This is a genomic window from Sediminibacillus halophilus (assembly GCF_900103695.1).
GTDB classification, from domain to species: Bacteria; Bacillota; Bacilli; order Bacillales; family Amphibacillaceae; genus Sediminibacillus; species Sediminibacillus halophilus.
This window is the reverse complement of record NZ_FNHF01000001.1, coordinates 363,701-380,205: the sequence shown is the minus strand read 5'-3', so window position 1 is coordinate 380,205 and position 16,505 is coordinate 363,701. Positions and strand designations below refer to the sequence as shown.

14 protein-coding genes are annotated in these 16,505 nt (G+C 42.2%); all 14 read left to right on the top strand.

From position 1 onward, the window contains the following. Positions 1-3 precede the first annotated feature (3 nt). Positions 4-873: a 4-hydroxy-tetrahydrodipicolinate synthase gene (dapA, locus tag BLR82_RS01960; protein ID WP_074597322.1), complete on the top strand. Its 870-nt coding sequence runs from the start codon at positions 4-6 to the stop codon at positions 871-873. 982 nt (positions 874-1,855) lie between these two features. Next, positions 1,856-2,578, top strand: coding sequence for a ClpP family protease (locus BLR82_RS01950; RefSeq protein ID WP_074597320.1), 723 nt, complete (start codon positions 1,856-1,858; stop codon positions 2,576-2,578). Next, positions 2,575-2,787, top strand: a complete 213-nt coding sequence (locus BLR82_RS01945) for a YlzJ-like family protein (RefSeq protein ID WP_074597319.1) — start codon at positions 2,575-2,577, stop codon at positions 2,785-2,787. Before BLR82_RS01950 ends, BLR82_RS01945 begins: the two co-directional genes overlap by 4 nt. A 165-nt stretch (positions 2,788-2,952) precedes the next feature. Beyond that, a complete protein-coding gene (locus BLR82_RS01940) occupies positions 2,953-5,268 on the top strand; it encodes an FtsK/SpoIIIE family DNA translocase (RefSeq protein ID WP_074598236.1) in 2,316 nt (771 codons plus the stop codon). A gap of 567 nt (positions 5,269-5,835) precedes the next feature. Beyond that, on the top strand, positions 5,836-6,561 hold the full coding sequence (locus BLR82_RS01935) for a GntR family transcriptional regulator (RefSeq protein WP_074597318.1): 726 nt from the start codon (positions 5,836-5,838) through the stop codon (positions 6,559-6,561). Positions 6,562-6,655: 94 nt separating this feature from the next. Next, positions 6,656-7,783, top strand: a complete 1,128-nt coding sequence (locus BLR82_RS01930) for a BMP family lipoprotein (protein WP_074598235.1) — start codon at positions 6,656-6,658, stop codon at positions 7,781-7,783. Positions 7,784-7,917: 134 nt separating this feature from the next. Continuing rightward, positions 7,918-9,426, top strand: coding sequence for an ABC transporter ATP-binding protein (locus BLR82_RS01925; RefSeq protein WP_245693663.1), 1,509 nt, complete (start codon positions 7,918-7,920; stop codon positions 9,424-9,426). Further along, a complete protein-coding gene (locus BLR82_RS01920) occupies positions 9,426-10,472 on the top strand; it encodes an ABC transporter permease (protein WP_074597316.1) in 1,047 nt (348 codons plus the stop codon). Before BLR82_RS01925 ends, BLR82_RS01920 begins: the two co-directional genes overlap by 1 nt. A gap of 6 nt (positions 10,473-10,478) precedes the next feature. Next, complete coding sequence (locus tag BLR82_RS01915) at positions 10,479-11,432, top strand: ABC transporter permease (RefSeq protein ID WP_074598234.1); 954 nt, start codon at positions 10,479-10,481, stop codon at positions 11,430-11,432. Between the two features lie 143 nt (positions 11,433-11,575). After that, positions 11,576-12,868 carry an EF-P 5-aminopentanol modification-associated protein YfmF gene (yfmF, locus tag BLR82_RS01910; RefSeq protein WP_074597315.1) on the top strand — a complete coding sequence of 431 codons (1,293 nt, stop codon included), beginning with the start codon at positions 11,576-11,578 and terminating at the stop codon, positions 12,866-12,868. Beyond that, positions 12,861-14,150, top strand: coding sequence for an EF-P 5-aminopentanol modification-associated protein YfmH (gene yfmH / locus BLR82_RS01905; protein WP_074597314.1), 1,290 nt, complete (start codon positions 12,861-12,863; stop codon positions 14,148-14,150). Before yfmF ends, yfmH begins: the two co-directional genes overlap by 8 nt. Beyond that, positions 14,104-14,886 carry an elongation factor P 5-aminopentanone reductase gene (gene ymfI / locus BLR82_RS01900; RefSeq protein WP_342721009.1) on the top strand — a complete coding sequence of 261 codons (783 nt, stop codon included), beginning with the start codon at positions 14,104-14,106 and terminating at the stop codon, positions 14,884-14,886. The genes yfmH and ymfI overlap by 47 nt, the downstream gene beginning before the upstream one ends. Before the next feature lie 88 nt (positions 14,887-14,974). Beyond that, on the top strand, positions 14,975-15,235 hold the full coding sequence (locus BLR82_RS01895; RefSeq protein ID WP_074597313.1) for a DUF3243 domain-containing protein: 261 nt from the start codon (positions 14,975-14,977) through the stop codon (positions 15,233-15,235). Positions 15,236-15,696: 461 nt separating this feature from the next. Continuing rightward, positions 15,697-16,488 carry a YmfK family protein gene (locus BLR82_RS01890; RefSeq protein WP_074597312.1) on the top strand — a complete coding sequence of 264 codons (792 nt, stop codon included), beginning with the start codon at positions 15,697-15,699 and terminating at the stop codon, positions 16,486-16,488. Positions 16,489-16,505 lie beyond the last annotated feature (17 nt).

Here is a 16,505-nt window from a genome sequence, read left to right as displayed (position 1 = left end):
GCCATGAATTTCGGCAGAGTACTAACAGCAATGGTCACCCCCTTTGACAATAAGGGGAATATAGACCTGGAAAAAACAACAGAATTGGTGAATTATTTATTAAACAACGGTTCCGATGGACTCGTGATTTCAGGAACGACCGGTGAATCACCGACCCTGACGCAGGAGGAAAAAATAGCCGTTTTTAAGCGTGTTGTAAAAGACGTGAATAAACGAGTTCCCGTCATCGCCGGCACGGGGAGCAACAATACCTATGCCACCATTGAGTTTACAAAAAAGGCAGAAAAAGCCGGTGTGGATGCTGCGTTGCTGGTTGTTCCTTATTACAATAAACCGAATCAGCGAGGAATTTATGAACATTTTGCTGCAGTCGCCAGGGAAACTACTTTGCCCATTATGCTATATAACATTCCCGGTCGCTCGGTTGTAAGAATGGATCCGGAAACAGTAATAGAACTGGCGAAAATACCGAACATTGTGTCAATTAAAGATTCGACAGGTGATTTGGATGCAATATCGACTATTATCGAAAATACTAGCGATACTTTTACCGTCTACAGTGGAGATGACAGCTTGACCCTGCCGATAACGGCTGTTGGAGGAAATGGTATTGTGTCGGTTTCTTCTCATGTTATTGGGAAAGAGATGCAGGAAATGCTGACAGCCTTTGAAGCGGGAGAAACGGCTAAAGCTTCCAAGTTGCACCGACAACTACTTCCCATAATGAAAGGCATGTTCATGGCTCCATCTCCAACACCTGTTAAGACAGCTCTTCAAATCAAAGGGATGGATGTCGGAGGAGTTCGTCTGCCGCTTGTTCCGTTGACAGGTGAGGAAAGAAACCAATTAACACAATTATTATCCGGTAAATGATTCGGAAAAAGTCCTTATCTGGCCAGCATATTCAATTCTTTAAAACGTGCTTATCTAAGCGCGTTTTTTAATTGGTTATTTTTCGTAAAAGGTTGATTAGCAACATAGTTAATATAAACTAAGCAGTAACTTCCCTTGTAGTACTTGGACCATTTTATAGGAGTGGTGAAGTCCCACGCTGCGGAAATACCCTGCGCTTTCCGCGGGCGGCTGGTGAGCTTCCTCGAGCTAACGCTCTGCGGGATCTCACCGAGGCCTTTCCTCCCGCTGGAGTCTTCGGGTTTTTCCTTCGCTAGGAACAGCTTCCTGTTTATAAACGAGGGTACGAGACATTTTTTGGATTCACTTGGTACTCCATGAACCGTCTTATCAAAAGACATAGCTTTGAGAACAAGCAAAAAGTCTAAGAGAAGGAGAAAAGACGGAACCCCCACTGTTTTTTTATGAAAAGAAGAACCTATTTCCTGACAACCGTTTTTAAAATAGCTGGTTGAGTCTCAAGAAAAAAGCTTCTACGCTTGCGACATTCAGCATGCTTCTTAGCGCAGGTAGCATACGCAGACTCCTGCGGGAAAAGCGCGAGCTGAAGATCCACTTGGTAAAGCGGTGTTCTTTACCAAGTTAGCTGAAGCCGTGCACGCGGAAAGCGAAGTATGCTGCCGAAGCGGTGGTTAACACGCTTTTTGAATAGGCAATGGACTTCCCATTACAGTTACTGCGCAGTTTCTATCAACGAGCCATTGATCTGGGATGCGGCTATTTATTTCTAGATAACAGTCAGTTTCTAAATTCTTTTTACTGAAATCTTTAAGAAAGTACGTAACCAGAACCAAAACAAAGGACAATGAAGTTCCATTCAATGTTTGTGTGGAAGCCACATTTACACATGAAGCGAGGTCAAACTTCCCTTTATCCGTGTGTATGTAAGTAGCCGTGCTGTAACATACTAGGTACATGCTTTGAAAAGGAGCGTGGATCAATAATGGGAAAAGATACATCTAAACAAGATAATCAGGATCAAAATAATCAATCGTCACTGGTGCAAAAAATCCAGCAGCTAGGTCAGTCTACTGTCCCGCAAGCACCGGATTCCAATATCCATGTGCTGCCAATTATCGGGCAGATTGAAGGACACGTACAGCTGCCACCGCAAAACAAGACAACGAAATATGAGCATTTAATTCCACAAATTGTGGCGATAGAGCAAAATCCTAAAATTGAAGGATTAATCGTTTTACTCAATACTGTAGGAGGGGACGTAGAAGCCGGTTTGGCTTTGTCGGAAATGATTGCTTCTTTGTCTAAGCCTACCGTTTCCATAGTACTTGGAGGCGGGCACTCAATCGGTGTACCAATCGCAGTTTCTACTGATTATTCCTTTATCGTTCCGACGGCAACGATGACTATCCACCCGATCCGATTGACGGGACTTGTAATCGGTGTACCGCAAACGTTCGAGTATTTGGATAAAATGCAGGAGCGGGTCATCAATTTTGTCAAACAACATTCCGATATCGAAGAAGAAAAATTTAAAGACTTGATGTTTGCCAAAGGAAATCTGACAAGAGATATAGGTACGAACGTAGTCGGGGCTGATGCTGTGAAATATGGCTTGATTGATGATGTAGGTGGTGTCATGGAAGCCATGAGCAAATTGAATGACTTGATAGAAAAGGAAAAACAATCCGGAGAGATGCTGCAATGATTTTATATACACCGCTGACAGAGTATGAGATATTCGGAGTCGATCAAAATGCCTTTGCCAATCGCCAATTTATCAACATAAACGGCAGAACTGTGCACGTAGAAAGGAACAATGACGGATCATTTAGCATTTTGCAACTGATTTCCACTGATCCACAGGATTTCCTTGATGAAACGTATGCACCGGGAACAATTATTTCTGGCCATTAAAAAGCATTCTATTCATTTCAATGCGGCTACTCTGTGCTATAATAACAGTAGAGACCAGTGGGTAATCTTGCCATATTCCAGGTTATCAACCCTTGTCATCGTGATGGCAAGGGTTGAACTACATAAGAAAACTGGCGGTTATTTATGAGTGCAGAGGTGAATCAAATGGCAAAAAAGAAAAAAAACAGAAAAAAGAAAACACAACTAAAAAAACAAGTTAAATATGAACTTACTGGAATCTTATTCGTGTTCTTGGGTGTTTTAGGAAGTGGAGCAAGTGCGATAAGTGACGGCGCCATTCCCTCGGGTCTTGAAAATATATTTCGCTTTTTCTTTGGGATATGGTATTTCGTTGCTTCCTTGTTTTTACTGATTACCGGAATTATGTTAATTGTCAAAAGAAGAGTACCATATTTATTTCATAAACGGATGATTGGGTTCTACATCATTTTTTCAGGTGTTTTACTAATCACTCATATACAAACTTTTGAATCTATTTTACAAGAGTCCATGAATACTTCCATTATAGTTACGACATGGGATAACATCCTTTCTTACATAGGAGGGGATGTTCCGTCGGCCAACCTTGGCGGTGGTATGGTTGGTGCTCTATTATTTGCTTTTTGCTACTTTTTATTTTCTGCCGCAGGAGCTAAAATAGTGGCGGTATTCGGAATAGTAATAGGAGCACTGTTTGTTACAGAGCTGTCAATCGGGGAAATACTGGACAAAGGTTGGCAGCGGGCTGACGGCTTTTTTCGCAGTCAATTCAAACAAATGAAAAAGATGCAGCAGAACAACCGATCAAACCGAAAGAAAAAGAAGCAGTCCAACGATTCTGAAGAAGGGCTAACTGATTCTTCTATAGAAGATGGAAGTGATTCAGCAATAGATGAACCAGTTATCCAGGATTTCACGGATATCGCTTATTCTGCAGACGTACAGACTGCTGAAACAGTAAATCATCCGGAGAAACAGGAGGCATCTTCGGATGAAAAGAAAGATACCGATGAAGGCGAGATAGCCGAATCTTTGCCAATGACGGAAGCCGAAAACTTAGATTATAAGTTGCCTTCCATGTCGTTACTAGCTGAGCCGGAATATAATACGCAGCAACAAGAAAGGTCTCAGATTCAGGCAGTAGTAAGAAAATTGGAAAAGACATTCCAAAGTTTTGGAGTAAAAGCAAAAGTCACGAAAGTGCATGTAGGGCCGGCGGTGACAAAATATGAAGTATATCCTGATGTCGGAGTGAAAGTGAGTAAGATCGTTAATCTACACGATGACCTGGCGTTAGCTTTAGCGGCGAAAGATATCAGGATTGAAGCACCGATTCCCGGAAAATCTGCTGTGGGGATTGAAGTTCCAAATGGCGAAGTGGCCACTGTATCCCTGAGGGAAGTTTTGGAAACCAAACAGGCGCAGCAAGGATCCAAACTTTCCTTTGTGTTAGGAAGAGATATATCGGGGGATGCAGTTATGGCAGAACTGAATAAGATGCCGCATTTACTTGTCGCAGGGGCTACTGGAAGCGGTAAGAGTGTTTGCATCAATGGAATAATCACCAGTATATTGATGCGGGCAAAACCGCACGAAGTAAAAATGATGATGATCGATCCTAAAAAAGTGGAACTGAATGTCTATAACGGCATTCCTCACCTTTTGTCGCCCGTAGTTACAGATCCTAAAAAAGCCTCGCGGGCTCTAAAGAAAGTGGTTTCTGAGATGGAAAGACGCTATGAGTTATTTTCTGATACAGGGACCCGTAATATTGAAGGATATAATGAGTATATAAAAAAACATAATCAAACAGAAGGAGACAACCAGCCGCAGCTGCCATATATTGTGGTGCTGGTGGACGAGCTGGCCGATTTGATGATGGTCGCTTCCAACGACGTCGAGGATGCAATTACACGACTGGCCCAAATGGCCCGGGCTGCTGGTATTCATTTAATCATAGCTACCCAGCGTCCGTCTGTAGATGTTATAACCGGTGTCATAAAAGCTAATATACCATCCAGGATTGCCTTTAGTGTTTCTTCTGCTACCGATTCCCGGACCATCTTGGACTCAGGTGGAGCAGAGAAACTGCTTGGAAGGGGAGATATGCTATTCATTCCAGTCGGATCCTCCAAGTCGACGAGAATACAGGGTGCATTTCTTTCCGATGAGGAAGTAGAGCGGGTAGTGGACCATTGTATTGATCAGCAAAAGGCGCAGTATCAAGAGGAAATGATACCGGATGAAGAAGCAGAAGTGAACGAAGAAGTAGATGATGAATTGTTTGATGATGCTGTACAAATGATCTTAGAGATGCAAAGTGCCAGTGTGTCGATGTTACAGCGAAGATTCCGTATCGGTTACACGCGCGCAGCTCGATTGATTGATGCCATGGAAGCAAGAGGAATCGTCGGCCCCTATGAAGGGAGCAAACCAAGAACCGTGTTAATTTCTCAGCAAGAAGAAGAAAAAACTTCATAGAAAAAGAAAAGCGGATGTGCCTTGCTCACCCCCGACAAGCTTAAGCCCATCCTCCGAGTGGTGTATTAAGCCACACAGAGGATGAGCTTAAGACCTCGAGGGGGTAGGCACATTTTCCCTTCCAAACACTGTATCAAGGCGCATTTACTTCCCCATGCTTTTTACCCTTTGTAATATACATGATATGGTACTTAAAAAACTCCTTCTTGGCCAACAAGGTCAAAGAGGAGTTTTTTTAAAGAAAATGCAAGGAAATATTCCCCTTAATTTCCATGAACGAACATGTTTACCAGTCGGTGATTAACATTAATTGCAAGAATATTAGCAGGTTTATTAAAATTGTCATAAAACTAAAAAATTCTGTCGTTTTTTGTCCAAATCCTGTTTATTTACTAGACCAAAAGTGTTATATTTATTTCGGACAAAGAATGACTTGTCAGAGGTCAGTTCTCTTACATCCTGTCAGCGTCGATTTTTGCGTATACAGATCGTCCTTGTACTAATACTTTTTACCTAGTTAGTAGATACATATGTTACGAAGATTGAACTTCATCGGAGGGTAATGTCATGTCAATAAAAGCCGATGCTCGTCATTTATACCTTCAGGTTATCGATCAATTGAAACGGGATATAGAAGTTGGAAGGTATAAAGAGAAAGAGAAATTGCCTTCTGAATTTGAACTGTCAAAGCGACTTGGTGTTTCAAGGGCTACATTAAGAGAAGCACTCAGGCTTCTGGAGGAAGAGAATATCGTGACCAGACGTCATGGAGTCGGGACGTTCGTCAATCCTAAACCTGTTTTCTCTGCCGGTATTGAACATTTAAAAAGTGTGACAGAAATGATTGCTTCCGCTGGAAAAACCCCAGGAACCCAATATTTATCAACAGAATTGATCGAAGCTTCTGAAGAAGATAAAAACAGATTCGCTCCATTCGAGATCGATACTTTGGCTAAGATAGAACGAGTCAGAACTGCCGACGGTGACCCCGTCGTTTACTGTATCGATAATATTTTAGAACATTTGATCCCGATAGAAAAAATTCATAATCAAGCCTCCATTTTCCAGGTTTTAGAGGACTATGGAAGTAAGCATGTCAACTACACAGTCACTCATATTGAACCAGTAGGCTATCATGAGCTGATATCTCCTGTTCTGGGGTGCCAGCCTGATCAGCCAATGCTACTACTAAAACAGATGCATTATACAGATAGTGACGAACCAGTATTGTATTCTTGTAATTACTTCAGAGCAGACGTATTCAGTTTTTATGTAATCAGGAAGCGCATGTGAAGAGGAGGACATTTTAAGGGGGGTGATGTTCCGGCACCGTTTCGCAGGTGAGTTTAGGCAATACCAGATAAAAACTAACATTGTGGGGGTAGAAATGTTGAAAACAAATCGTTTGCTATTATTGATTGCTTTGCTATTTACAGCAGGTATTATTCTAAGTGCTTGTGGGTCTTCTAATGATGAAGGCAGCGGGGAAGAAAGCGGAGGAGAAACTTCCGATTCCGGTGAGAACCAGGAGGGTGGAGAAGACTCCGATTTTAAAGTAGGTATGGTAACCGATGTCGGCGGTGTAGATGACAAATCGTTTAACCAATCTGCATGGGAAGGTCTTCAGGCTTTCGGTGAGGAGAACGGACTGGAAGAAGGCGAAGGGTTCGATTATGCGCAATCAGAAAGTGATGCAGATTTTATGCCGAACTTGAACAGCTTAGTGAGAGCAGATTATGATTTAGTATTCGGTATTGGTTTTAAACTGACAGATGCGTTAAGTAAGGTAGCTGGACAAAACCCGGATACACACTTTGCCTTGGTTGATGCGGTGGCGGAAGGAGATAACATCGCAAATATTACCTTTAAGGAACACCAAGGCTCTTTCCTTGTTGGCGTGGCAGCAGCAATGAAAACTGAATCCGACAAAGTAGGTTTTGTCGGTGGTGAAAACAGCGAATTGATCAAAAAATTTGAATCAGGCTTTCGGGCTGGTGTTGCTTCTGTAAACCCGGATATCGAAGTCGACGTACAATATGCTGAGTCGTTCGGCGCTCCGGATAAAGGAAAAGTGATCGCTTCTAATATGTATAACAGTGGAGTGGACGTCATTTATCATTCCTCCGGTGCCACCGGTAATGGAGTGTTTGCCCAGGCTAAGGACATTAAGAAGAATGATCCATCCAAAAACGTATGGGTGATCGGCGTAGACCGAGATCAATACGAAGAAGGTGCGATCGGAGATGAGAATGTCACACTTACCTCTATGGTCAAGCGTGTGGATATCGCTGTACAAGAAGTCGCTGCACAATCAATGAACGGAGAGTTTCCAGGTGGAGAAGTCCTGGAATTCGGTTTAGAAGATGAGGGTGTCTCTGTAGCTAAGACGAACGAAGAGGCAATGACAGATGAAATGCTAGAGGAAATTGACAATTGGAAACAAAAAATCATTGATGGTGAAATGGAAGTACCAAGTACAGAAGAAGACTTAGAAGCTTACCTTGATTCTTTATAAGAAAAGCAGGAATGTGGATAGAGAAAGGCTAGAAATATCTAGCCTTTTTCTTCTGAAAACGGAATATTATAAAGAAGGTTGACCTCGACCGCATGTTAGGGAGTGAAATACACTTGGAGAATTATGTTGTAGAAATGCTGAATATCCGCAAAGAATTTCCGGGGATCGTTGCGAATGATAATATAACCCTTCAGGTACAGGAAGGGGAAATCCACGCCCTGCTCGGGGAAAATGGTGCGGGAAAATCGACGTTGATGAACGTGTTGTTTGGTTTGTATCAACCTGAAAAGGGAGAAATTCGGGTTAATGGCAAGTCTGTGAAAATTACGGATCCAAATGTAGCCAACAATTTAGGAATTGGGATGGTTCACCAACATTTTATGCTAGTCGATACGTTTACCGTAACCCAAAATATCATACTGGGCAGTGAACCGAAAAAAGGCGGGAAAATCGACCTGAAAAAGGCTGAACAGGAAGTGGAGGAGCTTTCCAATCGTTATGGTTTGAAAGTTGATCCTAGAGCAAAGATCAAGGACATTTCCGTCGGAATGCAACAGCGAGTGGAAATACTGAAAACTCTATACCGGGGAGCAGAAGTCTTAATTCTGGATGAACCGACAGCTGTACTTACTCCTCAAGAAATCAAAGAGTTAATCGAAATAATGAGGTCCCTGATCAAGGAAGGGAAATCCATTATTTTGATTACTCATAAATTAAAGGAGATTATGGAAGTTTGCGACAGGTGTACAGTCGTGCGGAAGGGACAAGGCATCGGTACAGTCAATGTGAACGAAACAAGCCCTGACGAGCTTGCTTCGTTGATGGTCGGAAGAGAAATCAGCTTTACGACAGAAAAAACGGAGGCTGCGCCGAAAGGCCAAATTCTTTCCGTTAAAAATCTCCACGTTCAAGACAGCCGGAAAGTAGAGATGGTGAAAGGACTGGACTTGGAAGTCAGAGCCGGTGAAATAGTCGGAATTGCCGGGGTTGATGGCAATGGACAATCAGAATTGATTGAAGCAATCACCGGGTTGCGAAAAGTCGAATCAGGCTCTATTCATCTTAACGGGAAAGCAATTACCAATCTACCACCAAGAAAAGTGACCGATTCAGGAGTGTCGCATATTCCCCAGGATCGGCACAAATTCGGCTTGGTATTGGACTTTCCCATCGGTGAAAATATGGTTTTGCAAACCTATTATAAAAAGCCTTTTGCAAAGTATAGCGTGCTTTCTTATAAAAACATCTATTCCCATGCTAAGAGATTAATAGAAGAATATGATGTCAGAACACCAAGTGAATACACCAAAGCGAGGTCCTTGTCTGGCGGAAACCAGCAAAAAGCAATCATTGGTCGTGAAGTAGACCGATCTCCTGATTTGTTGATTGCTGCACAGCCCACACGTGGTTTAGATGTTGGTGCAATTGAGTTTATCCATAAAAAATTGATTGAGGAACGTGATAAAGGGCGTGCGGTATTGCTGTTATCTTTTGAATTAGATGAGATTCTCAATGTAAGTGATCGGATTGCTGTGATGTTTGACGGCAAAATAGTGGCAAATGTTGCTCCATCCGAAACAAATGAACAGGAATTGGGATTGCTTATGGCTGGAAGTTCGGTAGTGAAGGAAGGTGGGCATTAATGTTTACCAACCGTATGTTCAATATTCTGGTGCCTGTTATTTCAGTACTATTGGGCTTGATAGCTGGAGCCATTATCATGGCCGCATTCGGTTACAACCCTCTGAGCGGTTATCAAGCCTTATGGGACGGATCCTTTGGTGACATTTATTACTTCGGGGAGACAATCCGCCAGGTAACCCCTTACATATTTACCGGGTTAGCTGTGGCTTTTGCTTTTCGCAGTGGACTGTTCAATATTGGAGCAGAAGGTCAAGTCATCGTAGGATGGCTTGCAGCAGTATGGGTTGGTGCTGCTTTCGATGCCCCGATGATTATCCATCTGCCGCTGGCGCTTTTGGCCTCTGCTTTAGCTGGAGCGATCTGGGGATTTATTCCGGGCTTATTGAAAGCTAAGCTCGGTGTTCACGAAGTCATCATCACGATTATGATGAATTATATTGCACTGCATGTATCGAATGCTTTAATCCGGTCTGTTTTAAGTGAAAATCAGGATTCTTCCGATCCTATCAAAGAATCCGCTTCGCTTGCATCGAATTGGTTGATGGAAATGACCAGCTTTTCCCGATTGCATTATGGAATTCTAATTGCCTTGTTTGTAGCAGTTATCATGTGGTTTTTACTGGAAAAAACAAGTGCGGGTTTTGAATTGCGATCTGTCGGCTTCAACCAGCACGCTTCCCAATATGCTGGCATGAATGTCGGTAAAAATATCATCCTCGCCATGGTGATTTCCGGAGCTTTTGCTGGTCTTGGCGGAGCGATGGAAGGACTCGGAACTTTTGGTTATATGCCAACACACTCGGCTTTTACAAATCTCGGTTTCGACGGGATCGCGGTTGCGCTTCTTGGAGGTAATAACGCTTTTGGAGTCGTGCTCGCTGCAATATTGTTCGGAACTCTGAAAATCGGAGCGCTAAATATGCCGACTGCAGCAGATGTTCCTTCTGAACTTGTAGAAATCGTGATAGCCCTGATAATCTTTTTTGTGGCCTCAAGCTATATCATTCGCTGGGTGCTGCTTCGTTTTAAGAAGGAGGGAAAATAAGTGGGTATCCTGGATATTTTGCAATCAATCATTCCTCCAGCAATGTTCTTCTCCGCTCCACTGATTTTCACAGCCCTCGGAGGTGTGTTCAGTGAGCGCTCTGGTGTCGTTAATATCGGTCTGGAAGGTTTAATGGTAATGGGAGCTTTTGTCGGAGTAGTGTTCAACCTTACTTTCGCCGATGTATTCGGGGCAGCCACCCCCTGGATTTCCATATTGGTTGCGATGGTGGTTTCTGCAGTTTTTTCGCTTATCCATGCAGTTGCATCGGTCACGTTCAGAGCTGATCAGGTTGTGAGTGGCGTAGCGATCAACTTTCTGGCACTGGGGTTGGGTGTTTTCCTGACCAAACAATGGTATGACAAGGGACAAACAGATATGGTTTCCCAGCCCTTCTATACCTTGGATATCCCTGTACTGAGCGACATTCCGGTTCTGGGTACACTGTTCTTCCAGAACATGTACCTGACCTCTTACCTTGCCATTATATTAGCGATTATCGCCTGGTATATTTTGTATAAGACGCCATTTGGCTTGCGATTGCGTTCTGTTGGTGAGCATCCGATGGCCGCTGACACAAACGGGATCAATGTTTATGCAATGCGTTACGTGGCTGTCATGATTTCTGGAGCCATGGGCGGACTTGGCGGTTCCGTATTCGCTTTGACGATTGCCTTGAACTTTTCGCAATCGACTATTGTCGGGCAAGGGTTTATGTCTCTGGCTGCCGTGATTTTTGGTAAATGGCATCCACTTGGAGCAATGGGGGCAGCATTGTTTTTCGGTTTTGCCCAGAGTTTAAGTGTTATTAGCTCCAGCATTCCATTATTAGAAGATGTACCGCAAATTTATTTGCTGATAGCTCCATATGTGTTGACCATTCTGGCCCTCGCAGGATTTATCGGCAGGGCGGAAGCTCCAAAAGCAAATGGAGAACCGTATATAAAAGGAAGCAGATAAAAATTTACTTTTTACAAACCTGGTATTTGTTACCGGGTTTGTTTTTCGTTAAACTAGCTTATACAGGGGAAACCATACATACGAGGATAGTTTTAGGTTAAAGTCAAATGCTATACCTATATTTCGCCAAGGGAGGAAAATGAATGGACGTCATTGAAGAAAAACGATTGGATAAGAAGGGTTACCGTTTACATGTAATCCCTAGTAAAAAATATAAAACAACCAATGTTGTCGTAAAGCTCAAAGCTGGCCTGGAAAGGGATACGATAACCAAGAGGGCATTGCTTCCTTACATTCTCCAGCAAGGAACCAACAAGTACCCGAGTGCCCGGGAGCTTCGTACAGCGCTTGATGACTTATATGGTGCCGTGCTTGGTGTAGATGGCTCTAAAAAGGGAGAAAACCATGTGATAACGTTACGTTTGGAAACGGCCAATGAGGCATATTTGTCTACAGATGAACAAATATTAGAACGTGCAGTGGAAATGCTGAGTAGTATTTTATTCGATCCTAAATCTGATGGTAATAGCTTTGATGCTTCGATTGTAAATCGTGAAAAGCAAACGTTAAAGCAGAAAATCGACTCGATAATCGATGACAAGATGAGCTATGCAAATATGCGAATGATCGATGAAATGTGCAAGGATGAAGCATATCGTCTGCACGTACATGGCTATACAGAGGATTTAGAAGATATCAATGAAGAAACCTTGTATCATTATTATCAAAAAATGCTGGCGGAAGACCAAATGGATGTGTATGTCCTGGGAGATGTGTCTGTTGAGAAAGCTGAAGGTTTGATTGAATCGGCATTTGCTCCTAAGCAAAGAGCAAGCTCTGCAGAGTCTAAAAAGACAATTGTAGAACAAACGATTGAAGACGTGAACACAGTCGTGGAAGAACAAAACGTGCAGCAGGCAAAACTTCATCTCGGCTACCGGACCAATATTACGTTTGGTGACCCGTTATATTATGCCTTACAGGTATTTAATGGCTTATTCGGTGGTTTTCCGAGTTCCAAACTGTTCATGAATGTACGTGAAAAACACAGTCTTGCTTATTATGCCGCATCCCGTATTGAAAGCCACAAAGGATTGCTGCTCGTATTCAGTGGGATTGCTCCGAAAGATTTTCAGAAGGCTCGAGATATCATCAATGAACAAATGGCATTGATGAAAGAAGGAAAATTCACTGAAGAAGAATTAAAAGATACAAAAGATCTGGTTGTCAATCAACTGCTGGAAACGATGGATCATCCACAAGGATTGATTGAAATTCTTTACCATCAAGTACTAGCCGAAACGGATGTTTCTCCTGATCAAATGATTGAAAGGGTAAAACATGTAACAAGAGAAGATGTATTGCTTGTAGGCGAAAAAATCGAGCAGGATACCGTTTATTTCTTGACTAGCAAAGGGGGAAGCCGCAATGAATAAAATAAGCTATGACCAATTAAAAGAAACGCTATATTCGGAGAAGCTTGCCAACGGTTTGCAGGTGTTCCTCCTGCCTAAGCCTGAAATGGCCAAAACTTTTGGTATTTTCTCCACCGATTACGGTTCTATCGATCAGACGTTTGTTCCGCTGGGAGAAAAAGATTTTATTACCGTTCCGGATGGCATCGCGCATTTTCTCGAACATAAGTTGTTTGAAAAAGAAGATCGAGATGTTTTTCAGGATTTCACTAAGCAAGGGGCATCTGCAAATGCCTTTACTTCCTTTACCAAGACAGCTTACTTGTTTTCCGCTACTAGCAATATTAAAGAGAATGTCACCACCCTGCTTGATTTTGTCCAGGATCCATATTTTTCTGAACAGTCGGTTGAAAAGGAAAAGGGAATTATCGGGCAGGAAATTGAAATGTACAATGACCAGCCGGATTGGCGTTCATTCTTTGGCACGATTCAGAGTCTCTATGAAAACCATCCGGTTCAAGTCGATATTGCCGGTACGGTAAAATCAATCAATGAAATCACGAAGGATGATTTATACACTTGCTATAATACTTTTTATCATCCTTCAAACATGACTTTTTTCCTTGCTGGAAACTTCGAGCCGGAAAAAATGATGCGGTTGATCAAAGAGAATCAGGACGCTAAACAATTTGAGCCTGTTTCGGAACTAAAACGTCGATTTCCTGAGGAACCAGACCGTGTGGCGATGAAAAAAAACGTCATCGAGATGCCTGTCTCTGTAGCCAAGTGTATGATTGGAATAAAAGAGCAAACCGATCGAAGCTCAGACGAAACGTTCTTAAAGGAAGAATTGCTGACAGAAATGCTGCTTGATTATTACTTTTCAAAAAGCGGTGAATACTATCAGGAATTATATGAAGCGGATTTAATTGATAATAGCTTCCAATTTGAAACCAATATTGAGCGTTCGTTCGGATTTTCCGTTATCGGAGGAAACTCAACAAAACCAGACGAACTTGCTGAAAGAGTGAAGCAGATGCTTCATGGTTTAAAAGAGAAGAAACTAACGGAAAGAGAATTCACCACAATGAAAAGAAAGAAAATCGGCCAGTTTCTTCGGGCCATGAATTCCTTGGAGTTTATTTCGAACCAGTTTATCCATTATCATTTGCTTGGAATCGATTTATTCAAAGTACTGCCAGTAATTGAGGAACTAACAGTCAAGGAAGCAAATGACTTTATGGGGAACTGGGTCGATGAAGACCGTATATCCGTCTGTCAAATCGTTCCTGAACAAGGTTAAAAGGGAAGAATCGGTGAATATGAAAGGTAATTGTCTCATTATTGGAGCCAGTGGGGACATCGGGAGGGCCATCGCTCTAAGGGTGGTTGAAGAGGGGTATCAAGTGATTTTGCATTACAACGGGAATAAACAGGCAGTGGATGAACTTACTTCTTCCTTACCAGATGAGTCGGTATTAGCAGTCCTTCATGGTGATTTGCGTACGGATGAAGGGATCACCATGTTCTTGCAGAGGCTCGATTTACCTGTCGATGCCCTGGTTTTTGCTAGTGGAACTAGTCATATCGGCTTGTTTCAGGATACAGAAGAGGCCTTAATGGATGTGATGTTGACCATGCAAGTAAAGGCATTGTGGATGATCAGCAGACATGTGATACCTTCCATGATTGAAAAACGAGCCGGACATATAGTGGTTGTTTCTTCGATATGGGGAGACATTGGTGCAAGTTGTGAGGTCGTTTATTCTTCTGTAAAAGGCGCTCAGAACAGTTTTGTGAAATCGCTCGGTAAAGAACTTGCAGCAAGCGGAATCAATGTAAACGGGATAAGTCCTGGTTTTATCGAGACCAGAATGAATGAACATTTTTCGTTAGAAGACAGGCAATCAATCGTATCGGAAATACCAGCAAGCAGGGCCGGAAATCCGCAGGATGTCGCCCATGCGGCTGCATTTTTACTGGACTCCCGTTCTAGTTACATTCAAGGAGAAATCATTAAAGTTACCGGTGCATGGTAAAGGGCTGAAATTCTTCTTCAACTAATGTATAAAGTTTTGTATAAATCAAATGCTAAGCTTGAACGTTGAGATTGAAGGAGGAAAAAAGATGTCAGTTCTCGATAATTTTGAATCTTGGAAGGATTTTCTTGGGGACCGTCTTCATCAAGCTCAAGGACAGGGAATGGATCAAAACACCATTTCCGATCTCGCCTTTGAGATTGGCGGATACTTATCCAAGCAAGTGGATGCTGAAAATGACCAGGAAGCAATATTGCGTGATTTGTGGAACGCAGCTTCTAAAGATGAACAGCGTGCCATTGCTAATATTATGGTAAAGATGGTTCAAAACGAAGGTACAGGACAATAATTGATTGTTAAGTAATCAAAAAGCCTGCCGCTATCACAGCGGCAGGCAAAAGGCTTGTAGAAAAAGCATGTATTTCTACAAGCTTTTTCCTTTTCCTTCCTTCTGGACAATTGAGCTTTTCAGTTCTCCGATGCAATACCGAGAAATCTCATAGAAGAATCGTTCCCCATTTATGAATTGTTGAAAGAAAAACGTTATGCAATATTATTCCTTCTGATTCTTTCCTTTCATTATTTCTACCGGTTTAAATTTTACATTCTCAAGGATTTGAAGATTACCATAGAGGTGAAAACTGGTTTATCTAGTGCTGTTAGCCCGTTTAGACTGAAAAAATTGTGGAATTTATAAACAGTAAACCGAATAATGTCCTTTTCTAATTGTGAAAAATCATTTATGATAAGAGTAAATCCATTTATAAACAGAACGATCAGCGCCCTGTTATAGATGAAGGAGCTTTTTCTATGGACAAAACTGAATGGTATCTTGAATATGAAATTCAGCATAATCGTCCCGGTTTATTAGGTGATATATCATCTTTACTAGGGATGTTATCGATTAATATCATTTCGATAAACGGTGTAGAAGACTCTCGAAGAGGGATGCTTCTGTTATCAAGACAAGACGAGCAAATCACAAGGTTGAAATCGATTCTGGACACAATGGAAACCATTAATGTGACAAAAATAAGAAAACCTAAGCTCAGAGACAGGTTGGCTGTCAGACACGGCAGGTACATACATAGTGATATAGACGACAAAAAGACATTTCGCTTTGTGCGGAATGAACTGGGCCTTCTTGTCGACTTTCTGGCGGAATTATTTAAAAAAGAGGGGCATAAGCTAATAGGCATCAGAGGAATGCCTCGCGTCGGCAAGACAGAGTCGATTGTCGCCTCGAGTGTCTGTGCAAATAAGCGTTGGTTATTTGTCTCGAGTACGTTATTAAAACAAACAATTCGCAGCAAATTAATCAAGGATGAATACAACCTGAATAATATCTATATCATTGATGGGATAGTCTCTACCCAGCGTGCAAGTGAAAAACACTGGGAGTTAGTGCGTGAAATCATGCGTCTTCCAGCTGTGAAGGTAGTGGAGCATCCGGATATATTTGTTCAGCAAACAGAATACAGCTTGAATGATTTCGACTACATTATTGAGTTGAGGAATGATGAGAACGAGGAAATTAAATACGAACCAATCGAAAAGTCCAAGTTTGATGACAGCGGGGGCTTTTCCATGTTTGATTTTTAGAATTGGAAGGTGTTTTT